21 protein-coding genes and 1 pseudogene are annotated in these 25,783 nt (G+C 53.4%); 8 read left to right on the plus strand and 14 right to left on the minus strand.

What is annotated here, in order from left to right; genetic code table 11:
* Window positions 1-72: 72 nt before the first annotated feature.
* The 3 genes and pseudogenes from ltrA to DBV39_RS09760 form a co-directional block, all read right to left on the minus strand.
* Complete coding sequence (ltrA, locus tag DBV39_RS09745; RefSeq protein WP_108621371.1) at window positions 73-1,338, minus strand: group II intron reverse transcriptase/maturase; 1,266 nt, start codon at window positions 1,336-1,338, stop codon at window positions 73-75.
* The gene (locus tag DBV39_RS09750) at window positions 1,338-1,673 is read right to left on the minus strand and encodes a hypothetical protein (protein WP_108621372.1); all 336 of its coding nucleotides are present in this window, start codon (window positions 1,671-1,673) and stop codon (window positions 1,338-1,340) included. Before DBV39_RS09750 ends, ltrA begins: the two co-directional genes overlap by 1 nt.
* A gap of 230 nt (window positions 1,674-1,903) precedes the next feature.
* Window positions 1,904-2,269, minus strand: a pseudogene (locus DBV39_RS09760) (integrase core domain-containing protein); the annotation flags it as partial.
* A gap of 158 nt (window positions 2,270-2,427) precedes the next feature.
* On the opposite strand from DBV39_RS09760, the gene DBV39_RS09765 reads away from it, so the two are divergent.
* From DBV39_RS09765 to tnpC, 6 genes are all read left to right on the plus strand, one after another.
* A complete protein-coding gene (locus DBV39_RS09765) occupies window positions 2,428-2,691 on the plus strand; it encodes a hypothetical protein (protein WP_227870577.1) in 264 nt (87 codons plus the stop codon).
* Window positions 2,692-2,754: 63 nt separating this feature from the next.
* On the plus strand, window positions 2,755-3,075 hold the full coding sequence (locus DBV39_RS09770; protein WP_159078892.1) for a hypothetical protein: 321 nt from the start codon (window positions 2,755-2,757) through the stop codon (window positions 3,073-3,075).
* A 129-nt stretch (window positions 3,076-3,204) separates the two neighbouring features.
* On the plus strand, window positions 3,205-3,369 hold the full coding sequence (locus DBV39_RS09775) for a hypothetical protein (RefSeq protein ID WP_159078893.1): 165 nt from the start codon (window positions 3,205-3,207) through the stop codon (window positions 3,367-3,369).
* A gap of 173 nt (window positions 3,370-3,542) precedes the next feature.
* Entirely contained in the window at window positions 3,543-3,881 is a 339-nt protein-coding gene (gene tnpA / locus DBV39_RS09780; protein ID WP_108620453.1) for an IS66 family insertion sequence element accessory protein TnpA, read from the plus strand.
* A complete protein-coding gene (gene tnpB / locus DBV39_RS09785) occupies window positions 3,881-4,237 on the plus strand; it encodes an IS66 family insertion sequence element accessory protein TnpB (RefSeq protein ID WP_108620452.1) in 357 nt (118 codons plus the stop codon). The genes tnpA and tnpB overlap by 1 nt, the downstream gene beginning before the upstream one ends.
* A 31-nt stretch (window positions 4,238-4,268) precedes the next feature.
* On the plus strand, window positions 4,269-5,921 hold the full coding sequence (gene tnpC / locus DBV39_RS09790; protein ID WP_108621263.1) for an IS66 family transposase: 1,653 nt from the start codon (window positions 4,269-4,271) through the stop codon (window positions 5,919-5,921).
* Window positions 5,922-6,325: 404 nt separating this feature from the next.
* Here the strand turns inward: tnpC and DBV39_RS20435 are convergent, their stop codons facing one another.
* The 10 genes from DBV39_RS20435 to DBV39_RS09840 all read right to left on the minus strand — a co-directional run bounded on the left by DBV39_RS20435 (window position 6,326) and on the right by DBV39_RS09840 (window position 23,249).
* On the minus strand, window positions 6,326-6,592 hold the full coding sequence (locus DBV39_RS20435) for a hypothetical protein (RefSeq protein ID WP_322348707.1): 267 nt from the start codon (window positions 6,590-6,592) through the stop codon (window positions 6,326-6,328).
* Window positions 6,593-6,737: 145 nt separating this feature from the next.
* Window positions 6,738-9,791, minus strand: coding sequence for a type III restriction-modification system endonuclease (locus DBV39_RS09800; protein ID WP_108621377.1), 3,054 nt, complete (start codon window positions 9,789-9,791; stop codon window positions 6,738-6,740).
* Window positions 9,792-9,894: 103 nt separating this feature from the next.
* Window positions 9,895-11,493, minus strand: a complete 1,599-nt coding sequence (locus DBV39_RS09805; protein WP_265415989.1) for an RNA-binding domain-containing protein — start codon at window positions 11,491-11,493, stop codon at window positions 9,895-9,897.
* A gap of 68 nt (window positions 11,494-11,561) precedes the next feature.
* Window positions 11,562-13,418 (minus strand): site-specific DNA-methyltransferase, encoded by a 1,857-nt coding sequence (locus tag DBV39_RS09810; RefSeq protein ID WP_227870578.1) that lies wholly within the window; start codon window positions 13,416-13,418, stop codon window positions 11,562-11,564.
* A gap of 61 nt (window positions 13,419-13,479) precedes the next feature.
* Window positions 13,480-14,889, minus strand: coding sequence for a DUF2130 domain-containing protein (locus DBV39_RS09815; protein WP_108621380.1), 1,410 nt, complete (start codon window positions 14,887-14,889; stop codon window positions 13,480-13,482).
* A 2-nt stretch (window positions 14,890-14,891) separates the two neighbouring features.
* Window positions 14,892-16,772 (minus strand): ATP-dependent nuclease, encoded by a 1,881-nt coding sequence (locus DBV39_RS09820; RefSeq protein WP_108621381.1) that lies wholly within the window; start codon window positions 16,770-16,772, stop codon window positions 14,892-14,894.
* A gap of 18 nt (window positions 16,773-16,790) precedes the next feature.
* Window positions 16,791-17,459, minus strand: coding sequence for a DUF4391 domain-containing protein (locus DBV39_RS09825; protein WP_108621382.1), 669 nt, complete (start codon window positions 17,457-17,459; stop codon window positions 16,791-16,793).
* Complete coding sequence (locus tag DBV39_RS09830; protein ID WP_108621383.1) at window positions 17,456-20,746, minus strand: helicase-related protein; 3,291 nt, start codon at window positions 20,744-20,746, stop codon at window positions 17,456-17,458. Before DBV39_RS09830 ends, DBV39_RS09825 begins: the two co-directional genes overlap by 4 nt.
* 417 nt (window positions 20,747-21,163) lie before the next feature.
* On the minus strand, window positions 21,164-22,006 hold the full coding sequence (locus tag DBV39_RS09835) for a DUF4062 domain-containing protein (RefSeq protein WP_108621384.1): 843 nt from the start codon (window positions 22,004-22,006) through the stop codon (window positions 21,164-21,166).
* A 343-nt stretch (window positions 22,007-22,349) separates the two neighbouring features.
* The gene (locus DBV39_RS09840; RefSeq protein WP_108621385.1) at window positions 22,350-23,249 is read right to left on the minus strand and encodes a LysR family transcriptional regulator ArgP; all 900 of its coding nucleotides are present in this window, start codon (window positions 23,247-23,249) and stop codon (window positions 22,350-22,352) included.
* A 97-nt stretch (window positions 23,250-23,346) separates the two neighbouring features.
* Between DBV39_RS09840 and DBV39_RS09845 the strand changes: the two genes are divergently transcribed.
* Together DBV39_RS09845 and DBV39_RS09850 are read left to right on the plus strand one after the other, a co-directional pair.
* Window positions 23,347-23,967, plus strand: a complete 621-nt coding sequence (locus DBV39_RS09845; RefSeq protein WP_108621386.1) for a LysE/ArgO family amino acid transporter — start codon at window positions 23,347-23,349, stop codon at window positions 23,965-23,967.
* 10 nt (window positions 23,968-23,977) lie between these two features.
* Window positions 23,978-24,622, plus strand: a complete 645-nt coding sequence (locus DBV39_RS09850; RefSeq protein WP_108621387.1) for an FMN-binding negative transcriptional regulator — start codon at window positions 23,978-23,980, stop codon at window positions 24,620-24,622.
* 185 nt (window positions 24,623-24,807) lie between these two features.
* Here DBV39_RS09850 and DBV39_RS09855 read toward each other — a convergent pair whose 3' ends face one another.
* Window positions 24,808-25,530 (minus strand): DUF4145 domain-containing protein, encoded by a 723-nt coding sequence (locus tag DBV39_RS09855; protein WP_108621388.1) that lies wholly within the window; start codon window positions 25,528-25,530, stop codon window positions 24,808-24,810.
* Between the last annotated feature and the right edge of the window lie 253 nt (window positions 25,531-25,783).

Consider the following 25,783-nt stretch of genomic DNA (forward strand, 5'->3'; position numbering starts at 1 on the left):
GCCGGAGCGTGTCGAGTCAGCCCGGGGCACTTCCCCCGAGCTGCTCACAGAACCGTACGTGACACTCTCGCGTCATACGGCTCTTGTCATTGAACCTTTACGACCTGTATACAGCAGACGCCAATGCGCAAAGAGATCGGGCATCCGCTGACGAAAGCTCAGGAGAATGTCCCAGGATTTCTTGCGATTTCGGCGAACACTTTTGTATTTCCGTCGCATCCAGCGGGCAAGTCGCTCCTCAAGTCGTTTGAACAACAGACCCAGCTCGGCATGGTTGAATCGCCCGTAGTAGTCAATCCATCCACGCAACACCGGATTGATCTCACGCGCCAATTCTTCCAGCGTGTGCTGAACCTTCCGGTGCAGTTTCCAGCTTCGAATCTGATCTCCCATGGCTTTGAGGGCTTTCCTGCTAACCGCCGGATTGAAACCCACAAACAGGGACCCATCGTAGGCCCGGGTCGGACGATTCCTGAAGGTATATCCCAGAAAGTCGAACGAGCGGTTTGGATAAGGATCCGGTGGGTTGCCTTTACGACAGTCCACAATACGCGTCTTCTCTGGATGAAGCGTCAGTCCGCACTGTGCAAAGCGTTCCTCCAGACTTGCCTTCAATTGCTGTGCCTGTTCCAGACTGTCGCAGTGACACACCACGTCGTCCGCATAGCGGGCAAAGGGTGTATCAGGCCAGTTCCGGTCCATCCAGCAGTCAAAGACATAGTGCAGAAACAAGTTTGAAAGTATTGGACTGACCACACCGCCCTGGGGGGTGCCGAGAGTGCGCGTACGCCGTGTCCCATCGCTCAGGATCAGGTCGGCTTTCAGCCACCGCTCGATGTACAGCAGTACCCAGCGTTCTTGCGTGTGACGACGAACTGCTTTCATCAGCAGTTCATGATCGATCGTGTCAAAGAAACCCTTGATGTCGAGATCGACAACCCAGCCATAACGCCAGCAGCGTTTTCGCGTGATTGCCACGGCATCCAGTGCACTTTTACCCAGTCTGTACCCGTAGGAGTCAGCATGAAAGTGCCGTTCCAGCTCCGGTTCCAGATACCGTTTCACGACCATCTGCGCCACACGGTCCGAGACGGTCGGAATGCCCAGCGGCCTGACACCACCCCCTGCCTTGGGTATTTCAACCAGCAACACAGGTGGCGGCATGTAACTGCCAGAACACATCCGGTTCCAGAGTTTGTAGAGGTTATTGCCAAGATTGGCTTCAAACGCCTCCAGACTCTGGCCGTCGTGACCCGGTCCGCCCTTGCGTGAGCGAACCTGCTTGAAAGCTTCCCAGACCCACTGTTTGGGGATTTCGAAAGGTTTTGTCTTGCTCATCAGATCCTCCCGCCAGGCGGTTGTCGTAACGAACAAGACCCAATGACGTGACCCCTTGGCTCGACCGCCATTACAGCGGCTTCAACGCTACTACGGGTCACTCCGTCCCTGCGCTCTGCATCGGTACTCTTGATCTTGCGGGGAGCGCCCGCTTGATCGTCTCCCTTGCCATCAGAGCAACAGGTTCCCACGTTCCATACCCACGCCTGAAACAGCGTCACGCCGTCTATACACCGGATGCCGTCTGGCCAATCATCAGGCACTCGCCAGACCTTGTCCCGGGTCTCTGACATGACCACGGTTTTGACATCATTTATAACTTTTCGATGCTTCATCAACGGTTCACTTGCGTTCGTCTCAATGTTTCACACCTGACAGGTCTCGCCTGCCGTTTCCTCAACGCTCACGACCACGACTCTTGACCGCAGCCGCTTGAGGCGGTTTGACACCTCCACCTGAATGGCGATGTCGAGGGACCTTCCCTCATCATGGGTACAGCATGCAGCCTGTATAAATCCTGCCACTGGCTGCTTCGTGGCACACGTCAAATTAGTTGTCGCCTGAGTCATGCAACAAATCCCTTTTTATCTTTGATCTGAATCTCGGCTTTCACCGCAGCCTCTTGTTCCGGGTTGAGGGTGACTGCACCGACCGGCGACCAGTTCCTGGTTTGTCCTGACCAACGGGCCGGATTCTTCCGTTTCTGTTGTTGGTACAGCGCATGGCGGGCATCCAGAATCTTGATGTCTTCACCACGATGGCGTTGATCTGGCGTGACGTGCTGGATGCCACTGTGGCGGTGCTCATGGTTGTACCAGCGTACGAATGCTGCGCTCCACTGTTGAGCGGTCTCCAATGTGTCGAATCCCCGCGCAGGAAACTCGGGCCGGTACTTTGCCGTCTTGATCAGCGATTCGACGTATGGGTTGTCGCTAGGCGATCATCTAACGGGTGTAGGGCGACCTTTCCGCCGATAGCGCATAAAGTGAAACATTGAGCAGTGAGCGTGTTTTCCTGCTGGTGGAGTGACGTTCGAGATCATCGGCCCGATAGCGCTCATGGTCCCCGTGATGGAGGCAGCGCCAGCCGATGCAAGTGAGACCCGAACTCGACCCCGATGTGGACGACGAAGCACCGACGCTCGACCTCATCACGCCCTATGACGAGCAGCATCATGTAACCTACATGCGCTTGCTTGACGCCGAGGCGGACGGCGCTGACTGGACCGAGGTGGCGCGGATCGTGCCGCATCGCGATCCCGTGACGGACGCGGCGTTGCTGGGAAAGCCACCTTGCCCGTGCTCGCTGGATGACGAAAGCCGGCTACCGGCGGATACTGGAACAGGCCGTTGAGAACGAGCGTACCCGCTTGCATTGAGCGGGAGACTTGCAAGCTGTCAGCGGCAATGCTGCACCGTGCCGCGCGAGGCGCTGAAAACCCGTGTGTTGACCGGCCTGCGGAACCAGATGATGACCCCGGCAATGGCGGCAGAAGCCATGCGGGCCTATGCGGAGGAAACCAACCGCCTCAACCGCGAGCGTCGTGCCACGGCTGAAACCACCCGGAGCGAGCTTGCCGACACCGCCAAGGCCATTGCCGAAACCTACCGGCGTGAATGGGTGGGCAAGCGCGTCAGCACACCTCTTTATTCCACACACATTGCTATAGCAGCAAGCGATCAGATCCTGGCTCGTATTGACCAGTTAGCCGACAGGGATCAAACCGCCTACGAATGACAGCACTAGATTGATCCGGTTCAGCGCAAGCCCGGGACGCTGCTTAGCGGCGCTCCTTTTCTGGACATGCCTGAACCCTTGCGGCGACTGTGATTGGCACTGATGCGCCATGCGGGAGGTGACCGCACCATGGCTGATTTCTTGGCCTGTGTGCCTCAGGCAGGTCTGAAAGCCGTGCTCATGGCCGTATCGATGGCGTTCGAAGAAATCATATCAAAGGGCCAAGTCAGCATTGAGCATCTCACGAACATTCTGACCAGACTCAACAACCCATCTACCCCCCCGATCCGGTGAGGACCACACTGTTCGTCAAAGACGCCCCTGTTGCTGACGCAGCCCGTTACGACAGCTTTCGCCTGTCGTTCAGGGACACAAGGGGTGAAATGTATGCGCTCCATTATGACGGGGCTGTTCGTTATTTTCCGAGCATGCGATTCTCTCGTTGTCTTGCAACTGGAGATTCCAACATGTCAGAGACTGAACAATTCTGGCGAAAGCACCTGGATGCCATCGACGCTTCAGGATTGACCACCAAAGTCTATGCCGAGCAGAACCAGCTCAAAGCGATCGAGCTTTACAAGTGGCGCAATCATTTCCGGCGACAGGCTGAGCGTTCGCGCAAGCAGCAGTCAGGCTTCATGCGCGTGAATCTGGAGTCTGTCCAGTCGCGACCAGCACCGCTAGCTACCTCACGACCCGGCACCGCCTGCACGATCACCCTGGACGATATGCGCATTGAGCTGGCGACGTTGCCACCCGCCAATTGGCTCCGTAGTCTGTGTCTGACCGCTCGGGGAGATCAGTGATGCATCCTGGATACGCGATTGATCAGGTCTATCTGAGTTGCCACCCCGTGGACTTTCGCAAGTCCATTGCGGGCTTGAGCGCTCTGGTCGAGCAAGAGCTCGGGTTGAGTCCGTTTGGCACCGCGTTGTTTGTGTTCATTAACCGTCACCGTAACCGGATAAAAATTTTGTATTGGGATCGAAACGGATTTTGTCTTTGGTATAAACGTCTTGAGACCGATCGTTTCGCTTGGCCCAAGGGTGAGGCAGGGTCAACAGTTAATCTCTCGCCACAGGCCCTGCAGTGGCTTCTGGAGGGGTTTGATATCTGGGCGCACGGTCCACATAAAGCGCTTAATTATCAATGTGTTACATAGATTTTTGGGGCAGACTATGCTACAATGACGCATGTCTGCACCATCAAGTAAACCTCCCATCGAGATGCCTGAGATCGATCCCGAACAGTTCGGGATCAGCGCCTCGGCGCTCGAGCAATTAACGCAGACCTTGCACGAACAGCTCAGTGCGCAGTACGCCGCCCACTATGAAGCGCATTACTCGGCACACTACGAGCGTGAGTTTCAGCAGCGCATGCAAAAGCTCTACGAAGACCTCATCCTGGCCCGACGCCGAATGTTTGGCCGCAGCAGCGAAGCGCATCCGGCCCAGGGTCGTCTGTTTGATGAAGCTGATGCCATTGCGCCCGAGACCACCGAGGCCGATGACCAGGCGGTGATTGCGCCGGCCAGCTCCGAGTCTTCCAAAACGCCCAGAACACCCAAAGCGCGCGGTAAACGTGGGCCACTGCCCAGTGATCTGCCTCGCGTGGATATCGTGCACGACGTGCCCGAGAGCGAGCGGCTCTGTGCTTGCGGCACACCGATGGTGGAGATCGGCGAGGAAGTCTCCGAGCAACTTGACATCGTGCCCATGCAGATCCGGGTGCTGCGCCATATCCGCAAGCGCTACGGCTGCCCGGACAAGAGCCAGAATCCGGTGATTGCCCCTGTGCCCAAGCAGGTGCTGCCACGCAGCAACGCCAGCCCCGATTTGCTGGCGATGTTGCTCACGGTCAAGTATGTCGATGGTCTGCCGCTGGCTCGTTTCAGTCACGTGCTCGAACGCTCGGGTGCGCGTGTCACCCGCCAGACGCTGGCCCGATGGGTGATCGGCACCTCGCAGGCGCTGCAACCCCTGCACAACCTGTTGCGAGATTCGCTGCTCGACAGCCCAGTGCTTGTGATGGACGAGACGATTGTGCAGGTGCTCAAGGAGCCTGACCGAGATCCGACGGCCCAAAGCTACATGTGGGTGCAGGTAGCAGGCCCGCCTGGCAAGAAGATGGTGCTCTATGACTACGATCCAAGTCGCTCCGGCACGGTCCCCGTGCGACTGCTCGAGGGGTGGACGGGATACCTCATGACCGATGGATACAGCGGCTACTCGGCCGTGGCCCGAACACCTGGTGTGGAACATCTCTCGTGCTGGGCGCATGCGCGTCGCCCCTTTGTCGAAGCCCAGGCCGTGCACAAAGGCAAAGTCGGCAAGGCCGACCAGGCGCTGGCCATGATCGCTCGACTCTACAAAATAGAGAAAGACGTGCGTCAGGCCAGCGATGCAGACCGATACCTGGCTCGCCAGCGGCGCAGCCTGCCCATTCTGAACGAGATTCGACAGTGGGTCGATCAAAATCTGCCACTGGTGCCGCCGAGCACCAAACTGGGTGCAGCGCTGGCTTATCTGGACAAGTTCTGGGGCCGGTTGGTGCGATACACCGAACGCGGCGATCTGCCCATTGACGGCAACCCAGTCGAGAATGCCATTCGCCCGTTCGTGGTGGGCCGCAAGGGCTGGTTGTTCAGTGACACACCGGCTGGCGCACATGCCAGTGCAGTCATCTACTCCCTGGTCGAGACGGCCAAGGGCTTCGGGTTCGAACCCTACCTGTGGTTGCGCCACGTCCTGCGTCGTCTGCCATTGGCGCAGACTGTCGAGGACTATGAGGCCTTGATGCCGTGGAATCTTCATCCACAGGATTTAATCACTCAGCGCGAAATCTGAACATCCTGTTATTGCTGGATCGCGTACGGGGTGAAATGTGCGTCCTTGTAATGGCCTAGCGGAATCTACACAATTCACGCGGCTAAAGTGATTGCTTCATCCAGGGTTTTCATACTCACTCAGTGTCTTGCGCGGACGCTGGTGGCTGCTCGAGCATCTGCTGCAGACCGAAAAAGCCGACCGTGGTGTGTGCTCGATTGCCCATCAGATAAAGTTGGCCAAGTTTCCTGCCCACCAGGATCTGGCGGGTTTAACTTCGCGGCATCTCATATGTCTACATCAATGGATGGGCAACCACGCACCAAAATGTAGAAACAAAGCTGAGTGATTTTTACCGGAGTTATGCGGGTTGCTCGGGTTACAGCGAGTCTTAATGCGGCCTACAGCGTAACCTCAAGTGGTTCTCATGGGGTTACGGAGGTTACAAAAAAGGGCCAGTAGTAGTGGCCTCGAATTGGCTTGCCCTTCTCAGTGCGGGTCTTCACCCCGTCCTTCGTGGTCAAGACTTGCGTCAGCGTGGTGAGTCGCTGTTGCCTCTCGAGAATCAGAAGCTCCGCATCCGAGGCGCCTGATGAAAGCGCCCCCTCCACTGGCCGTACCTGGAACCTAGCCTCGTCACCTGTCTCCAGAAGCATAACCGCCCCAACCGGAAATGACCTGGCGATGCTCACCAGCAAACTGCGAATGTGCTGATCAACCCAAACCTAACCACGCTGAAAGTCCGGCAATTGAATCTTTCCCTTGACGATTTCAGTAAGGATATCGGGCAATAACCGCTTGGTGCTGTCGAAAGTGCTCATTGTCTCGCCTTGATTTTTACTTCACCACTTCCATCAACTTCCCGAAGCTGTCCACCACGTCGTACTTGACGTTCTCCAAGGCGAAGCGGCGGTTCATCTCATCGAAGAACTTACGGGCGCATTTGATCTTGGTTCTCTCGATTTCGCGCAGATCCATCGACGACATCGATCCTTTGGTTTCCGCCACGAAGTAGATGTGTTTCACCGCGCCTTCCTTGAAGGAGATAGCCCAATCGGGGTTGTAGTCGCCGACCGGTGTCGGGATCAAGAAACCGCGCGGCAACTTAGCGTACACGACGACTTCAGCACTGGACTCCAACGCCACAGCAAAATCCCGCTCTGGCTTTGAGCCGGAGTCCGGCAGAACGAAGTCGTAGATGTGGTGCTTGGGTGTCTTGACCGCGTTGCTGAAATCCTGCTTGCTTTGCCCGGCAGTAAAGATGTCGAGATCGAACTTGTCCTCGACCGGATCGTAGGCCAGGTGCTCGATGATGACCGTGGCCTTCTGTTCGTTGATCAGGCGAATCGCCTCGGCAATGAAGCTCTCCGGATTGGTCTTGAACTGCGCGAATACGACGGCGTTAATTCCCTTCAGAATGTCGGTCACCGTGCGTCTTGTCAGCTGGGTGCCTTCTGCAAGCTTGCCGATCAGGTCGTACTTGACCGCCGAATGGATCGAGGCTCGGTTGGCTTCCGTCTCTGTTACCTTCAACTCGAACGCATTACCCGCCTTGATGCCGTCATAGGTCACGGTATCTGCCTGTTCACCGCGCTGGATGGTGTACTGAAGCGGAGTGACGCGCAGGCTGGTATCCAACTCCTTGACCGCCTTCCGCACCAGTTCGTCGGAGTCGAAGTCGACACTGTATGCAGCCTTACGGTTGATCCGATTCCAGAGTTCCTTGAACTCCTGCTTATCAAAGTTGGCGTTGAGCGGATTCTTTTTGGGCTTGCGGTCGTCGCCAATTTCTGGCAACTGGCTCTCGCTGAAGACACTGTCAATCAGCTTGAACACCTGTTCGGCATGTGGTGCCAACTCGGGTGGTAGCGTAGCCAGTTCACCGTCTTTCTTAGCCTCGTGGTACGCCTCGGTGATGTGATCCGCGCTGTCGGTGTAATCGTGCTTGAGCAGGTACTTGTAGATCTGTTTGGCAAGCTGCGGCGTGACTTCGATATCGCCAGTTTCCGTCTTCAGCACCTTTCCGGTGAAATATGTTTCGTCTGCCACACGTGGGCGTGCTGACAGCGACTCACTGATGTCCTTCTGCAGCGCGGCAACAAAATCCTTGTAGCTCTCGCTGGCTACCACAGTCAGCACATTCACATCGTGTACCGTGGCAGGGTGATCCATCCTGTCACCGCTCTGATTGACGGACAGCCGCAAGCCACGTCCCACCTCCTGACGACGGGAAATCGTGTTGTCACTGTGCTTGAGAGCGCAGATCACGAACACGTTCGGATTGTCCCAGCCTTCGCGTAAAGCGCTATGCGAGAAGATGAAGCGCACGGGTTCGGATAATGAAAGCAAACGTTCTTTGTCCTTCAGAATCAGATCATAGGCATCTACATCATCGGACAAACCGGCATTCTCGCCGCGCGCTGCAACCTTTGGGTCGGCCAGCCGCTTGCTTTTCTTGTCAATGGAAAAATAGCCGCTGTGAGTCTTGTCGGCAGAAATACCCTTTAGGTACTTGATGTACGGCGTCTCATCCTGATCCAGCACCTCGTTAAGATACAGCAGGTATTCTTCCTCGAAAACACGGGCGTACTCACCTTTTTCGTCAGCCGAGGCGTAGTCACGGTACTTGGCTACCTCGTCGATGAAAAAGAGAGTGAGCACTTTCACGCCTTGCTGGAATAGCACCTGTTCCTTGTCGAAGTGCGCCTTTATGGCTTCGCGGATCTGGATGCGGCGCAGCACGGCCTCTGTTACGTCCCCTGTTGCATCTCCGACATTAAGCTCGACCCCGTTGGTGAAGCTCAGGGTATCTGTATTCGCGTTGATATCGGCAACGACGAAGCCATCGCGGTACTGATCCAGCTCGTTAGACAGCTCGAACAGGTTGTCACCTTTGCCCAGCTTGCGAACAACGCGTTTGATACTTCCGCCTGCCAGCTTCTGCTCGAACTCCACCCGCGCCTCGGGCGGTTTCTTGCTGAAAATCTCGATGGATTGCAGGTACAGATAACCTGCCGTGCCTGTCAACCCTTTCACTGAAATACCGCGAACAGCGATTTTTTTCACCAGCTTCTGATTGTAGGCGTCCAGCGCGTCGAGGCGGTGAATCTTGTTGTGCGTGGTCTTGTGGGTGGCCGAGTAGCGCAGCACCATCAGTGCCTTGAATTCCTCCAAGGACTTTAGGGTAGCGGCACCCTCCATCTTCTGCGGCTCATCCAAAATCAATATCGGCCGGTTGGCGCTGATCACATCAATCGGACGGCGAGACTGGAAGTCATCCAGCACATCATAAATGCGGCGGTTGTCCTTCCCTGTGGCGTTGAATGCTTGCACATTAATCACCATCACGTTGATGCCTGCGTCGGACGAAAAACTCTCCAGGTGGTGGAGCTCCTTTGAGTTGTATATGAAAAAACGGACCCTCTTGTGGTAGCTCTCCAGAAAGTGGTCAGCGGTGATCTGCAACGACTTGGCCACACCCTCGCGGATGGCGATGCTGGGCACTACGATGATGAACTTGCTCCAGCCGTACAGCTTGTTCAGCTCGAAAATGGTCTTGATATAGCAGTAGGTCTTACCCGTACCGGTTTCCATCTCCACGTCCAGATTCACGCGAGCGATTTTGGTCTTGGCCAATGCATCGGAAACGGTCAGGTTCTGTTGGCGTTGTACCTGCTGGATGTTGTCGAGCAGGGTGGAATCTGACAGTAATAGGTCGGCGTTTTTGAAACCCGCGTCGGAAAACAGACTATCTGTCTGCGCTTTGGATTGACCGGGATCGATGCGGTAACTGATGGCTTCGCTGGATGCCGGCGGTTGCCCCTTGAAGCAGTCGACCACCGCTTGTATGGCGGCGGTTTGGTAGGCTTGGGTTTTGAACTTCAGTTTCATCGCAACACCTGCCTTTCTTTCTGCATCCTTTCTGCAACCCCAGGCTGCAGAAAGGAGTAAGCCATTGATTTACATGAATATGAATCAAAAAACCTTACTACATTCATTCTGCAAGCCTCCACAGTGGCTGCCCCCGGCTACCAGTGTTGGTAATCCGTCCAGCGCGTCGCAACTTGGTCAGCAGGTTGCCTATTTTTTTCTCTTTCTGCTCTGCACCTAGGGCCTCGCTCAACTTGTCCAGCAACAGTGTGTTGATCTCGGCACGGCTTGCCTGACCAAACTGCTCTAGATAATCCATCACCAACTTGGCGTAGAACTCGTCGTCCTGCGCGCGGGTGCGGATATAGTCAGCTTTATTAGCTGTTGCTGAAGCAATGACGGCAGAAACGAAGTAGTTGGGTTTACGCCCTTCGATCAGCCCTCCCTTGCGCAGACGAGTCGCCGCCTCGTCCGGGATAGGCAGCTTCTTTTGCACTCGATCCAATGCCAGCACGTCCGCCAATGGCAGGTTGGTCTTCTGAATCAGCAAGCGGCTATAAGCGATGTCCACCACACCGCCATACAAGGTCAGTTTCACCGCCCCTGGTTCGCTCAGATCGTAATCCGGCATTGGGAAATAACGCCGAGCCTGACCGACATACATATCGCGGATGCCGTAGCCCATCGTATCGATCATGTTCAGCTCGGCCATCGCCTGCGCTAGAAATGGATTGCGGTAGCGGCGAGGGACTTTGGTGCCTTCGACGTACTCATCCGGCTGGCCGTCGAAGAACCCCCCTTCGTTCGCAAAGATCAATCGATCCGGCTGCTCCGTGACCACCACACGGCCATTGCGGCTGTAATCCTGATGGGCGATGCAATTATGCAAGGCTTCAAGAACAATCTTCTGGTCATACTTCGGCACCTCCACCGGCAACAGCTCATGCTGCGGCAAGATGCGTAGTTGTATATTGCGGATACGCTGATAAAGCTGGGTCGTGTTGAGTAGAAAGGGCAGGCCAAAGTGCTCATAGGCACGTTCAGTGCCTTCCAGACTCCAGGTTAATTGTGCCGGATGCGGTGAAAGCCGCCAGGCCGATTCGGCCTGGCCGAGCAGCAGTAAAGTGGTACGGGTGACCTGGCCCTCCTGGGTCAGACGAGCACGGTCAAGAAACGCCGTCAGGGGCCAGCTCATGGCTTCTTCAAGCGTGATGCGATTGGCGTACTTCTGGGCAAAGGATTCCCGGGCTTTGCATACAGCCGCCTCATCCAGATCGTCCAACGTGGCACCAGGGACGATTTGTGCCGTCCAGTCCATGGCCAGAGTCTGATGGCGTATTTCATCTTGTTTGTCAAGACCGAGCGGCGCACGGCTTTCACCCGCCCTGGCGTAGTAATGACCTTTCCAGGCAATGGGAATGCCGCGCGGCGCTGCCGGAATCTCAAACAGCACTACACGACCCTTTTCATCACTCAGCACATGAATATTGCGAAAGGTGATGCTGGGCTCAGTGTTTTGGGCAATTTGAGTCTTCAGACCGTGCAGACGCTCCGGCTCGGGACGGTAATTCGTTCCCACAACCGTACGGGTCTTGTCATTGACGCCGAAAACCAGCCAGCCACGCTCCGAGCCCCGCAGATTGGCTTCATTACTCAAGGCAGAGAAATACTCACCGATCTTGTCCGTGTCATAGTCGTTGCCCGCCTGCTTGAACTCCACCACCTCGTTCTCCCAGGTGGCAATCAAGCGCTCCAGTATGGTTTTAAGCTCCAATGAATCCATGTGCGCTCTCAAATACTCTTCACTTCTGTACCCGGTGAGAGCAGTTTGAAGATCTGCTCAACGTTGATCTTGACGTCATCACTCTTGAAGCCCGCATCACAGAACACCACGCGCAGTGGCTGATGTTTCGCCAGCTCTTTGACAAAATCTTCGTCGATACCGCCGTGGGCATCGAAGCAGGCGGTTAGGGCGTTGTCATCGACAAAGAACACGTCCATACCCTGAATGCTTTGCTTTTCGATGGGTAGGGCAAGATCAACACCCCAGTCCAGCATGACCTGGAACAGCAGATCTTCCGCTGTGCGGTCGGGCTTGATGTTGTCGACGAATAGGTCGAGGCTGGCTTTGTCCAGAGCATCGGGGGCGTAGTAGACGTCAGCCATATTGGAGGTGTCGATTTTAAGGACGCGGAAGCCAACATCGGGGCTATTTCTGCCCACAAAGCTTTCACTAGCACGACGAATGCGATTTTTGGTTATATCTGATATGGCTTTGTAGCCCGCGTTGAAAGCTGCGGAATCTTCGCTGCATTGCTCGGGGAGCTGGACCATAATGAATTTTCTTTCTCCCCCATCTTTCCCGTTTACAGCCATCGTAGCATGTGCGGTTGTACCTGAACCTGCAAAGAAATCGAGCACAATGCCATTTTTGTCACACGCCCACTCAACAATTCGTTGGAGAAGGGCCACACTCTTTTCGGTGTCAAATTCTTGAGTTTCATTTCCACTCAAAGTGATGTCCATCCAGTTATCACTTAGCAACCTCCCCTCACTTGGTGGCACGTAGTATTGAATGGTACCTTCGTCGTTTTTCCTGACAAAATTCAATTTGATATTTGTTGATGTGAGGTGATCAATAAAATATTCATCAAGCGACAAGCCACTCTCGGCTTGCGCCAAATATTTGTTGTAGTTATCGACAGCCTCCAATGAACGTGACTTCTCCCAACGCCACTGCCCGGATTCAGGATGTACGCCGAGCAACTCATAGCGCATTGTTGGTCGGTCAGTTCCTCGCCAAAAGGTGTCCCACTTCCCAGGCTTTTTGTCTTCGTGTGCGAGTGAAAGCTTGGGCAACCGCACTTCAGAGTTTTTTGAATAAAGTAAAACGTATTCGTGTCCTTGAGAGAGAGAACTTACATTGTCGAACTGAGCTTGGACATTCTTGATTCCTCGTCGGACTGCGATCGTATTTTTGTGACTTCCTTCTCCAAAAACTTCGTCGCATAGCTTCCTGAGGTTGTGGACCTCGTGCGAATCTATGCTGATAAAAATCAATCCATCGTCGGCTAGAAGATTTCGTGCCAACTTGAGACGAGGGTAAATCATGCTCAGCCAATCGGAATGGAATCGTCCATTTGCTGCAGTGTTGGCGATTAACCGATTACCTTCTTCATCCTTTTGATTTGAGCGGCGCAAAAATTCTTCTGTACCTTCTGCAAAGTCGTCCTCGTAGATAAAGTCATTCCCGGTGTTATATGGCGGATCGAGGTAGATCAGCTTCACTTTGCCGAGATACGTCTCCTGTAACAACTTCAACGCATCGAGGTTATCGCCTTCGATGAACAGGTTCTTCGTGGTGTCGAAGTCCACGCTCTCTTCACGACAAGGGCGCAGCGTCTTGGCAATCGGCGCATTAGCCATCAGCAACGCCTCGCGCTTGCCCGGCCAGTTGAGGTGGTAGCGTTCTTGTGGGCCTTCCACAATAGCGTCGGACAACTCCTGTCGGAGTTGATCAAAATCCACAGCAAGCTTCACGCTGCCATCTTCCCCCTGTGCCTCGGTCACGCAGCCTGGAAATATCTCGCGAATGCGGGCGATGTTGTTTTCGGTCAGGTTGGGTGAATGCATTTTTAACTTGTCCACTACTCAATCTCTTCTTAAATGGGTGTTATCGACCCTGACATGACAACAGGCTGCAGGCGCCTTATTCGTCACCCTCACTCTCAAATTGCTTCAATTCTGAAAATTTGGCCTTCATAGTGGGGTTACCATGCGTCAATTTGTTGATCGTCACGTCCTGCGCCTTATTGTTAGCCAAGCGTAGATTGCGATCAGTGCTCAACAAAGCATCCTTGGTTTTCTGCAGGTGATCGATCGACTTATCGATCTCTTCGATAGCCTTCGTGAATTGCCTGGAAGCAAGATCGTAGTTCCTTTCGAACCCTGTTTTGAATGCCTCCAGCTTGCTTTCAAAATTGGTAATGTCGATATTCTGGGCCTTGACCACTGCTAGTTCCGACTTGTAAGCTAGGGACTTAATCGCCGCGTTACGCAACAATGTGATGATTGGAATGAAGAACTGTGGTCGGATGACGTACATCTTCGGATATCTATGAAATACATCGACGATTCCGGTGTTGTACAACTCGCTCTCGGGTTCTAGCAGGGAAACCAGAATGGCGTATTCACAGCCTTTCTCTGTACGGTCCTTGTCCAGCTCCTTTAAGAAATCTTCGTTCTTCTTTTTGGTGGCGGTTTCATCGCTCTCGTTCTTCATTTCGAACATGATTGAGACGATTTCGGTGCCATCCTCATCTAAATCCCGAAAAATATAATCGCCCTTGCTACCGCTGCTCACGTCGTTGTCTTTTTCGAAGTAGGCTCGCGGAAAAGCCGTGGCACGAATGCGGTTGAATTCAGTCTCACAGTGCTGTTCTAAGGTTTCGCCGACCATCTTCGTCGATAGTCTGGCCTTCATATCCCTAAGTCGCTCGATTTCGTGCTCGCGATCCTTGATCTGTATTTCGTATCTTTCTTTCAGAGACTTCTCAGCCAGATCCTTCTCAAGCTCTTTGCGCTGCAGGCCATTCTTCAGCTCATCACGCTCCTTTTCAACTGCATTCACGGCCTCAGTCACCGCAAGCCTATGCGCAACATTGTTTGCATCCAGTCTCGCTTTCAGATCTTGTATTTCTGCATCTCTTGCAGCCGTTGCTTTCTGCAATTCAATGGTCAACTTTGTTTCTGCCAAGGCAGATTCAGCTTGCTTATCGCGTTGCGCTTGAGCTAGATCATTGGCCAGCGCGTCACGCTCTTTTTCCACCTTGCCCAGTGCTTCGGCCACCGCGAGCTTGTGTGCAACCTCGGTGGCATCAAGTCTGGCCTTCAGGTACTGTAGTTCTGCGTCTTTGGCAGAAGCAGCCTTCTGCAACTCGCTAGTGATCTTGGCCTGAGCAAGCTCAATCGCATTACGCTTGTCCTCTTCGGCCAACTCCAATCGTTCATGCAACTGCTTTTCAAAATCGCTGTCGCGTACTTGCTTCAGTATGTCCGCATACCCAGCCTCATCAATCTTGAATGCCTTGCCGCAGTGGGGGCAGATGATTTCGTGCATAGTTACTCTCCCGTCGCCTTGGCCAAGATTTGCAACAGCATCTCGGGCACGTCACCTTCTGCCCTGAGTGTTGCCGTGCGGTATGCAAGTTGATTTTTTGCAAGACTAATGCCTGTATTGATCTCTAAATCTTGACAGGCGACAACCCAGGTCTCCCACTTTTCGGATAAAAATCCCTCAAGGTGATCGTCTAGAATTGCCACATTCTCAGCCACCCTAGCTGCCGGAAAATCCTCTTGATCCAACCCGAAGTACTGAAGTAGTTTTCTATTCTCTTTTGCGTTCTGATTGCGTTCACTATCAATTTTCTGCTGTGTTTTCCCACTAGCTGTTGCACGCGCTACACAACCGGTGTCTGCATCAAAGAGAGCATATGCAGGAACGCCTATCGAATCCAAAATTGCGTGCGCGAGTGGAATTGAAGTTTTTCCTCCCACGAAGACTATGGATACCCCTGCCGCTTCAAGCGAACCGGGAGAGAGTCTATCGCCAAGACCGTAAAAAATAGATGACTCTGTTGGACCTTCCACAAGAAAGGCTCGGTTAGCGAAGAGTGCGATAGCCAACTGGTCAGCTACATTGTGGTCAAGTCGACGGTCGACCACCTCGCCATCCACGATCCCGTGCAGCTTGGCCTTCACGTCCGTCATAGTTGCATAGTGAACAGAAACGACCGGAATCTCATCAGTCGATCTCGTCAGCCGCCTGATTTGATCAAAATGACGCGGTTCAAGAAAGTATGGACTATGCGTAGCATAAGTTACTTGAATACGTTTTTCTGTATCTTCGGCCAACGAGCGGAGTACCTTTGCAAAGGCTTGTGCTTGGATTGGATGCTGAAAGAGTTCTGGTTCTTCAATTGCCAAGCAAATGACCCCTTCTGCTGAGGCCGCACCGGACTGCGCCAAAAGCTGGAGTGCTGAAATCAAAATCGTGCGCTGAAAACCATGACCTTGCCGTTCTACAGCGGTCTCAGTTGTACCATCTAGCACAGCCACTTCGAATGTTGTCTTTGGAGCTTTGAGCTCTACGTCTGCTGGAGACACGGTAACGGAACGACCCGGCGAATAAGACGAGACAACATAATTGAGCTGCGCAGTAATTGAAACAAGTTGTTCCTTAAACTTTTCTTCATAAACTTTTTGCTGTTTGGTGCGAGACTCTTCGACAATTTTTGCTATTTCTTCATCAGCAGCCGTGCGATCAATTGAACGCTCAAGAATTCTGCCTATGATGCTAGACTTTCCGTCAAGAGACTCTTCGCTTGCGCGAAGATCGGCGGTAACCAAGACGAAGTCGAAGAGACCGCTCATCTTGCCGCCACTGTTGAAACCGAAAAAGTTGGTTTGCAGTGCTTCAGGTGCATCGATAAGCTGATCCGTGTGATCTGCTTCCCATGCCACCATTGCTTGCTCAACGGCTGCGCCGCTGGTGACCGCAGGCAGATCTAGGTCTGGTCGATCACGCCGAAGCGAGGCGTACAAATCTTTCTTTGCTGTAGCGGTGCCTGCCGCCTTAATCACATTGAAATCTGGAAAGCCCTTTGCGTTTGCCGAAAGAATATCGGAGCCGTCAGGTGAGCGACGCTTCCAAGCTGTAAACGTGGCTGCGCCTTCCGGTGCATACTTTCCAAGCGCCCCTCGATCTTTTTCAGTGAGATCGGCGAATGTGATCTGAACTTCGATATCTTCGTCAATCGCTCCAAAAGAGCAGTCTTTCTCTGTCAGAGAGCCAGGTTTACCATTGAAGAACCAATCAAGAGCACGAAGTACGGTAGATTTCCCTGCACCGTTTGGTCCTATGAAGGTCGTAACAGAATCGAAAGGGATTGTCACATCCTTCAACGTGCGAAAATTTTTGATACGAACGGATTGAATCTTCATTTCGGCTCCTTGAATTTATCACTTGTTCTTTTTGAGTTCGTCCAACTCAGATTTCAGCCTCCGCAGTTCGGCATTGATTTCCACCTTGCGGTTGAACTGTTTCTCCTTGGTCAGCCGCGCCGTGGTCTTATCCATCTCGCGCTGCTTGGTTTGTGCCTGTTCGACGCGCGCCACCAGCTCGGCCAGTGTTTCCTGTGGCCGAGCTGACAGTGGGATCAGTCGGTGCAGCAATTGCTCGTACAGGCCGCCCAGATGCAGGGCTACGGGCATCGCGGTGCGTTCGCTGTTCATGACCAGCCAGCTTGATGCAAAGTAGTCCGAGAGCACCCAGCGGCTGGCATCAGCTTCGTTCGGGCGTTTGTAGGCGGCAGTCACCTGTGTCTGGCTATCGAAAGACAGCTCGAACACAATGGGGAACGGGATGGCCCCATCGATGCAGCGCAGCACATCGGCGTGCAGTTCTGGCGTTTTGAGATGGATGCTGAAAATCTGGATTTCCGGCACGCCAGGCCGCGCAGGAAGGTTGATTGTTTCCGGGGCCAGCTTGTATTGCCACACGATCTGCTCCACCTGCTCAACAAACAGATCCTTCAACCGGGTGTTAGCCCCGCTGTGCTCGTAGATCTTGTTCTTGGGTAGAACGCGTCCGAAGGCTGCTTGCTTGGGGTAGGCAAATAAGGCGCTCATACAGATTCCTGAATCACAAGGAAGCTGATGAGCTCGAAGTCGTCAAGTCCGGAGATGGTATCAGTCAGCGCCGTGGTCTTACCTCCGCTGAACAGGCTGTCTAAATCCTTTTCCTCCTTCACCTCGATCATCGACCGGATGGACTTTCCCAATAGATCCGAGTAAAGCTGCATCCGGCGGCCATCCGCTGTTTCCTGATTGAAGCGCTGGCACACGGCAACGATGGGTTTGTCCTGGCCCTTGCAGCAGGTACGCACCAGGTCAAGCAGGCGTTTGACCTCCGTGTGATCATGGATGACCTCACCCTCGCGGTTGATATAGACCAGGTAGTACGGATGCAGGCGGTTGTGTTGATTGGGGCTGATTCCGGCATTGCGATTGCGCAATGTGAAAATTGCACCTGGCAGCAGGCCCATCGCAGGTCTCGCCGCAACGACAGCGTGCATCCCGTTAGGCATGGTGTTCAGTTCACCATGGGCTTTGACGTAGTTAAGCAAATCCATGCGGAAGTCGTTGAGGCCCAGGTCCGTAATCGAGACTCCGGTCTTCAAATCTTCCAGCTCGATGACTTCCTCCTGCAGGCGACGCAGTTGCTCCTTGCGGTACGACACGTCGTTGGCCTGCGCAGACAATACGTTGTCGTCACCCGTCGCGGTGACATCGGCGATCATCATCCGACTCTCGACGCGTTCTTTGAGGTTAATGTACTCATCGAGCGAAATATCGGGCCAGTAGTTGACCAGCTGAATACTGCTATTAGGGGAGCCAATTCGATCTATCCGGCCAAAGCGCTGAATGATGCGAACCGGGTTCCAATGGATGTCGTAGTTGATCAGGTAATCGCAGTCCTGCAGGTTCTGGCCCTCGGATATACAGTCGGTGCCGATCAGCAGATCAACCTCGTGCGGCTCGTCCGGCAGCACCACCGCCTTCTCTTTCGAGCGAGGAGAGAACAGGGTGAGTAGCTCCTGGAAGTCATAACTGCGCTTGTGGGTTCTGCTCTTAATGGTGGACTGCGGCGCACCCGAGCCTGTGACTTTGGCGGTGTGGATGCCGAGTGTCGCCAGCAGATCAGGCGCGAGGTTGGCGTATAGGTAATCAGCGGTGTCAGCAAATGCTGTGAAGATCAGCACCTTTCTGTTGCCGGGGTTGATTGGGTTTGCAATCTTGCCGAGCAGTTGCGCTTTGAGGTGCTGCAACTTGGCGTCGTCCTGCGGCGTGATCTTGTTCATCGAAGCCAGCAAGGCATCGATGACCTGTAAGTCCACCTTCAGTTCGTGCTCCCAGGACGGCAAGTCCATGTCGGCGAGGCTGATCTTGATCTTGCTGCCGATCTCGCCGCCCTCGTCGCCGGGCATTGACAGGTCATCATCGTCTGCATCCAACCCTTCCAACACTTCCGTGAGGTCCCCCACCGTGACCGCGCCGCCGGATTGATTGAACGCGGCGATCTTTGCGAGGGTGGCTTCGTTGTTGGTCCGCAGTGATTGCAGCGTTAGCCTGAACGATTGCACCGAGCTTTCAAGCCGTTTGAGCAGGTTCACCGTCATCAGGGCCTGGAGACTCTTTTCGCGGTCGGCTTGACGCAGCGTTCCCTTAACGCCGACCTTGGTGTCGTAGATCTCCTCGTACTTCTTCAGACGGCTAGGTAGGATGTAGCTGATGGGCGCATACACGGCCAGCTTGAGCAGGGAGAGTTGCTCGAAAATTTCGTTGAAACCCAAAACGTCCGACCTCGCGGTCAACGGGCAGTGAAACGACAGCGGTTTGCGGCGCTCCGGAAATTGACCGATGTCCTTGGTATCGTAGAAGGTCTGGATGTGCTTACGCGAGCGTGCGATGGTGACGCTGTCGAGCAGTTCAAAGAAATCGAAGTCCAGTGAGTCGAGGATCGCACGCGCGGTACGTTCTTCCGGGGGGAGCTTCGACCACGCATTGAAGGCTGCTTGTGCGCCCCGAAAGATCTCCTCGACGCTTCTGTCCGTGCGCAGTTTTTTTGTGAGGTTTTCGGAGTCGCCTTCGTAGGCCAGCGCCAGCTGGTTGCGCAGGTCGTTAAAGCGATTGTTGACCGGTGTGGCTGAGAGCATCAGCACTTTGGTCTTTACCCCTTCCTGAATCACCTTGCGCATTAGCTTCTGGTAGCGGGTTTCCTTATCCTTGTAGGCGTCGTTGTTGCGGAAGTTGTGCGACTCATCAATCACGACGAGGTCGTAGTTGCCCCAGTTGATCCGGTTCAGCGGTGTACCGAAGGACTCGCCGCTAGTACGGGAAAGATCTGTGTGGCAAAGGACGTCGTAGTTGAACCGGTCGCGGGCAAAGATATTGGTCTTGAGGTTGCGGTTGTAGTTCAGCCAGTTATCCGCCAGTTTCTTGGGGCAAAGCACCAGCACAGATCGGTTGCGCAGTTCGTAATACTTGATGACGGCCAAAGCGGTGAAGGTCTTGCCCAAGCCGACGCTGTCGGCAAGGATACAGCCGCTGTACGTTTCCAACTTGTTGATGATCCCGGTAGCAGCATCCTTCTGGTAGTTGAAGAGCTTGTTCCAGATCAGGGTGTCCTGGTAGCCGGTGCGGTCGTTGGGCAGGACGTCTTCGTCGATGTCGTCGAGGAACTCGTTGAAGATGTTGTAAAGCATCAGGAAATAGATGCTCTCGGGTGAGTTCTCTTGGTAGACCGAAGCGATGTGCTCGCAAATCTGCGCTGTCACGTCCTCCAGCTTTTCGGGGTCGTTCCAGATCTGATCGAAGAGGCTCAGGTACGTTGCCGCAAACGGTGCCTCGTCCATCTTGTTGACGAGGTTGGATACCGCATTGCCTTGCTGGTACCCGAGATCGACCGCAGTGAAGCCATGCAGGGGCATGTAAGCTATGTTAGTGCCTCCTGACTGCACGCAGGCGAACTGCTGCATCGGCGCTTTGGTGCGGTTGCTCTTGAATTTGGCCTTTCGCCGTATCCACTGGGCGCACTCCTTGGCTACCGCCCGCTGGGTGAGCTTGTTGCGCAGCTGAATTTCAAACTCACTGCCATAAAGGTTGCGCTCTCGATCAAGCTTCGGAATGTGGAATTCCTTGCGTTCTTTACGAATCTTGTCAGTGACCTCGTTGGCCACAAAGGTTGGCGAAGTGAAGATGAAGTTCAGTTCATCGATTTTTTCCAGCTCGTCTTTCAATGCTTCGAAGGCGTACATCGAAAAACAGGACGCTGCGATTTTTAGTCGCGAGTCGAAAATCAAGCTTTGCTTTAGGTCGTCACCCAAAAGCGTATTGATATTGTCGATGAGTTGCATAGTTTGTTACCCAGTGACTCAGTCTTTACGAGATTGAGTACGACACATTTGATCTAAGTTTAATCAAGGTAACTCAAATTTAGTCTCTGCGCTTGAAGGGCCTCTTGACTGGTGCTTGCTAATCGCTTGCGAACCTATAAATTTCCTAGCTATTTTGGGGTAGCGATTGGCACCGAGTTCCGCTTCATATTCGAAACAGAAGTCCGTATGTCAGCGTCCGAGTAGGTGGTATCGAGCCAGTACATGCCGCCTGATCTCGTAGGCAGTACGTTTTCTAGCTTGAGCCGTTGAGCTACTCTCGTGAAGCCGATGAGACGCTGCTCCTGAAGATGGCTCAAAGTGGCTGGCGTCAAGTGATACACGTCCTCGTGCCCCCATGCTGGCGTTCAGCAATCGCCGTGACGGAATTAAATATGATCATAATGCGATCATGTCAGCGACTTGATATCCGAGGTTTGTGATCTCGAATACTTCTCCCTTATAGCCGCGACCCACAACAAGGTCGTGAGATCTCAGTTGCTCAAGCGCTTCTTCCCATTTCGCGACTTCGCGTCGGTCCTTTGACTGAATCAGATCCTTTCCATTGGTATGTATGGAGGTCCCTTCCATATCGCGCACCTGGAGAATCGTTCCCCTGGAATCCTTGCTGGCCTCCTTGAGGAGAATTCTTGCCTCCTGCGCAAGATCAGGGAGCGAAGTGCGCGACTCAATGACAGTAGCGTCAATCGGTTCGGCCTCGGCTACTTGAAATAGCTCATGCTCGTTCACTTTCAACTGCAGATGTCGATAGAACTTGTTCTTGAACTCAGCATGACTGTCATAGCTCTCGTAGAGACCACGACTCTGACAAGATTGTTTGAACTCTTTTAGTTGCTGGAGTTGCACGAGTTCAACTGTATCCATGGCAACGGGCTGACTAGAAAAGTACAGCATGGCTGGCTTGCCAGAGCCAATATGTTCCTCTATTTCTTCTACCGTCCCGCTCAAGTGCTTTTCAGTTGGCGTGCCAATCCTAGTCCAGAAGACACCTACGAGAAGATCACACTTGTTTAATACTTGACGATTGATGATCTGTTGTGCGGTAGCCCCCATTTCCGGGGACGAATGAGTCTCCCAACCGACCGGAAGTAGGACTGTCTTTCGCGTTCCAGAATTGACAGCGTTCCATTCGTAAACCACATCTCGAACAATTGCTCGCTCCGACGCGACATCGCCTGGCGAAGCAATCATCACATTGAACGCAGTTGCTTTGTAGCTCACTTCCACTCTCCTTGTACGACATAACGTAATGGTAGACTGCACCGAAGCGTAGGCCATACAAGCCACTGCAATCTGACCAAATCTTCTTCCTCTTTACCGTCAATGGTCACTTAAGTCCAAATCCGACTTGCAAGAATCGCAACAGAATCGACTTGAGATAGTTCTGACCGATTGAATTAGGTTGTTCCTTGAACGACCACACCGGGTTGGAAGCTGCCATTGATAACAGTCTGGTTTCGGCCAATAGCCGTCACTGCCGTCGCGCTCTTAATTTCAGCCATATGCGCATCCCGAACGGCAGCAATAAGGTAAGCAAATTAATCCATGGAATTTGGCGCCACAATCAACCCGTCTGCACCAGCGCCACTTTCGCGGCATCAATCACTACCCTCGACAAACCTTCTAGAAGAGACGATGAAGCTCTGGCGTGCTGCCAAAACAATGGCACATCCGAGTGAGAATCGGGAACCAACTCGACCAGATCTCCAGCCGCAAGATAGGGAGTGATGAGCGATTGCGGATGCAGTCCCCAACCCATGCCAGCTAAAGCGGCCGTCACAAATGCATGGGGAGAGGGAAAGGTGTGTCGCGGCAATTCCACATGTTGATGGCACAACCGATAGGCCCAACGCGCCTGTAATTCGTCCTTCGTATTGAAGACCAAACTGGGTGCGCGTGCCAACGTACCCGCGCCGACGCCTGCAGAGAAATATCTAGCTACGTAGGCGGGGCTGGCAACTGCCAGATACCGCATGGCACCCAGTGCCCGACTGTTGCACCCGGCAGGCGGTCGCGATGACCCCGTCACTGCAGCGATGACGACACCACTGCGCAACCATTCTGCTGTATGGTCCTGATCATCAAGCGCCACATTAAGCAGCACAGGAGACTCGGCAGCAAACGTTGCTGCCACGGGCGCAAACCACGTCGCCAGACTGTCAGCATTGACCGCAATTGGCATTTCCACTCGGGCGCCACCATCCGTTGCAAGCGTTGGTAACGCATCGTGTAATTCCCTTTCCAGCAACCGTACGCGATCGACGTGCTGGCAAAGTCGCCTACCCATTTCTGTCGCGTGGCATGGCTGCCCTCTCACGACCAAGGGCGTGCCGACACGCTCTTCCAGCAAGCGAATTCGCTGCGACACCGCGGATGGGGTCACGTTCAGGGTACGTGCTGCACGCTCAAAGCTACCCTCACGAATGATGGCGGCGAGCGCAAAAAGCGATTCGTAGTCAAACACTCTTTAGATTTCCTAATCTTGGCTCAGTAAAGATAGTTTGCCTTCATTGCATTCGGAAGGCAATCTGTCTGACATCAAGCATCGGGGAGCAATAAAGATGGCCGTCGCAGTATTTATTCAAGGTCTTGTACTCAGCCTCGGTTTGATTGTCGCTATTGGCGCGCAAAACGCATTCGTCCTGCGTCAAGGGTTACGGCAAGAGCACGTCGGGTTGATTGTGCTGTTCTGCGCTTTGGCGGATGCCTTATTGATTGGCGCAGGGGTCTTTGGCTTGGCCCAGGTTATTGGCGATCGACCCGATTTGGCGAAGGCCATGGCGTTATCTGGCGCCGTGTTTCTTGGTTGGTATGGATGGCAAGCACTACAGCGCATGCGACAAAAAGCAGAATTGCGCGCCGATGCGAGAAGCGATGGACTTAGCCGAGGCGCTGCGGTGGCACAGGCGGCTGCCTTTACGCTGCTCAATCCACACGTTTATTTGGATACCGTCTTGCTGGTCGGGAGCATCGGTGCGCAGCAACCATCTTCTCTCAGGGGATGGTTTGTTGCCGGTGCTAGTTCGGCGAGCTTGGCGTGGTTCAGCGCATTGGGCTTGGGTGCCCGCTGGTTGGCGCCATTATTCGCCAAGCCGAGGTCCTGGCAAGTGCTAGATGGCATCATTGGCGTGACCATGTGGGTATTGGCGGCCTTGCTACTCAGCCACGTCGTGAGCAATTGAAGGAGAAAACATGTACCGGCCGAAATATCACGCCTTAAACGATCTGGCCCAGATGCATGCCCATATCGACCAATATCCACTAGGTGGATGGGCCTGCCAGACGGGCGACGGTCTCGTGGCTAACCACATACCGTTTGTTCTTGACCGAACGTACGGGGAAAGCGGTCGCTTGATCGGGCACGTGTCGAGAGTCAATCCGGTTTGGCGACTACTTCTTGCAGGTGCCCCGTCAGTCGTCATGTTTTTGGGGCCTCAAGCCTATATAACGCCGTCGTGGTATCCCGGCAAGGAGGGACATGGCAAGGTCGTTCCCACCTGGAATTACGTCACGGTTCATGCCCATGGAAATGCGAGGGCTGTTGAAGACGGCGAGTGGATTCTGAGCATGCTGCATCAATTGACTGATGCCCAGGAGTCGTCACGGCCGACTCCGTGGAGCGTGAAAGATGCTCCGACGGACTATGTCGAAAAGCTACTGCGCGCTATTGTCGGTATTGAAATTCGCATTGATCGACTGGAAGGGCGACTCAAGGTCAGTCAGGATGAAGCGCTCGTCGACAGACACGGGACGGTTGATGGATTAATGGCTGAGCAGGACTCCCAATCAAACGCGATGGCGGAACTCGTGCGTCAGCAGATTGACAGCCCCCAGTAGCGGGAGCCGAGTGGCGGCTTCCGAGAATCGAAGTAAAGATTTGAGTGTTCGGGCAACGGCGCCTTAGGGGCTGGCACAACGTCGACAAAGGGTCGGAAGCTGTCATTCATGACAGTCTGGTTTCGACCCAGAGCAGACATCCACTAGCGTTTAAATGCAGTCGAAACGCCAGCGATCGGTTGCATTTAATTATTATGAGTTCTTTTTGGAGTCGCTTGCTTGATCTCATTTATTACATCACCAAATTTTTCAACACTAATTAAGTGCTCAATAATTTGCAAGCAACTTTTTAAATGTTTATTGCTTGGTTTGTATCCCCTATGTGCCGATGCGCTACCTGCATCAACAACCACCTTAAGTAAGGCATGCTGATCGGAACTAACTATTTTCGATTCCAATAAGGCGTTAAGTTTTTTTTCAAATCCGCCAATATCACCAATCTTATCTGAAGCGTATTTGTCGACAATCGTTCTTATACCCATCATCGCCAACGAATTTAGACCTAGTGCTGTCGCCTGATACACTTCCCAAAATAAAACCATATAGGTTTCTTCAAGATCATGTGTCCATTGTGGAAAAGGGTTCTTCGAGAAAGCAGGATAATTAAGACTATGAACGAGATTGCCTGATTTTGAAACCCCGTTTGCTTTTACTTCTTCTGAAATCAACTTGGATTCCTCAGTAGAAGTTGTCTGTGTCCAATATTCGTCGACAAATAGCGATGGAGCAGAACATTTCCTGCATTTCGCAAATAGATATGAATCGTAGAATACTGACCACGCCCGCTGATTAACTTTACCGTCATCCTTCTTAGAAAACATTTCTAAAATACGAGGGAAAAACTCTAAGGCCACTCTTTCCTGTGGTGTGTCATGGCCACAATTCCAACAGTTTTTCCATAACTCCATGTCACTTCCTACACGAATGATTCATAACTAGATTTGAACCGCAAAAATGGGACCGTCGCTCTTACAAAACGAATCTATCCGAAATTCTGAAAGTGAGCAACCGCAAGCAAGATTTTAGGCAAACCTTAAAATTTCGAGACTGGAGCTTGTTACAAGTAACCCAAGGATCAATAATTGAACGACGGCTTCTGGCCGTTTGCAGCCACTCACCCCTTAGACAAACAGTACCGCATCTAACAGAGCCGATGTAACC

Origin of the sequence: Orrella marina, from assembly GCF_003058465.1 — a bacterium.
Taxonomy (GTDB): Bacteria; Pseudomonadota; Gammaproteobacteria; order Burkholderiales; family Burkholderiaceae_B; genus Algicoccus; species Algicoccus marinus.

Bases quoted from the DNA above. Each gene is read 5' to 3' on its own strand.
- DBV39_RS09845 (WP_108621386.1), top strand. From the start codon at position 23,347: ATGGCCGTCGCAGTATTTATTCAAGGTCTTGTACTCAGCCTCGGTTTG.
- tnpC (WP_108621263.1), top strand. From the start codon at position 4,269: ATGTCTGCACCATCAAGTAAACCTCCCATCGAGATGCCTGAGATCGAT.
- DBV39_RS09750 (WP_108621372.1), bottom strand. From the start codon at position 1,673: ATGAAGCATCGAAAAGTTATAAATGATGTCAAAACCGTGGTCATGTCA.
- DBV39_RS09820 (WP_108621381.1), bottom strand. From the start codon at position 16,772: ATGAAGATTCAATCCGTTCGTATCAAAAATTTTCGCACGTTGAAGGAT.
- DBV39_RS09855 (WP_108621388.1), bottom strand. From the start codon at position 25,530: ATGGAGTTATGGAAAAACTGTTGGAATTGTGGCCATGACACACCACAG.
- DBV39_RS09825 (WP_108621382.1), bottom strand. From the start codon at position 17,459: ATGAGCGCCTTATTTGCCTACCCCAAGCAAGCAGCCTTCGGACGCGTT.
- DBV39_RS09765 (WP_227870577.1), top strand. From the start codon at position 2,428: ATGCAAGTGAGACCCGAACTCGACCCCGATGTGGACGACGAAGCACCG.
- tnpB (WP_108620452.1), top strand. From the start codon at position 3,881: ATGCATCCTGGATACGCGATTGATCAGGTCTATCTGAGTTGCCACCCC.
- DBV39_RS09815 (WP_108621380.1), bottom strand. From the start codon at position 14,889: ATGCACGAAATCATCTGCCCCCACTGCGGCAAGGCATTCAAGATTGAT.
- DBV39_RS09850 (WP_108621387.1), top strand. From the start codon at position 23,978: ATGTACCGGCCGAAATATCACGCCTTAAACGATCTGGCCCAGATGCAT.
- ltrA (WP_108621371.1), bottom strand. From the start codon at position 1,338: ATGAGCAAGACAAAACCTTTCGAAATCCCCAAACAGTGGGTCTGGGAA.
- DBV39_RS09830 (WP_108621383.1), bottom strand. From the start codon at position 20,746: ATGCAACTCATCGACAATATCAATACGCTTTTGGGTGACGACCTAAAG.
- DBV39_RS09775 (WP_159078893.1), top strand. From the start codon at position 3,205: ATGGCTGATTTCTTGGCCTGTGTGCCTCAGGCAGGTCTGAAAGCCGTG.
- DBV39_RS09800 (WP_108621377.1), bottom strand. From the start codon at position 9,791: ATGAAACTGAAGTTCAAAACCCAAGCCTACCAAACCGCCGCCATACAA.
- tnpA (WP_108620453.1), top strand. From the start codon at position 3,543: ATGTCAGAGACTGAACAATTCTGGCGAAAGCACCTGGATGCCATCGAC.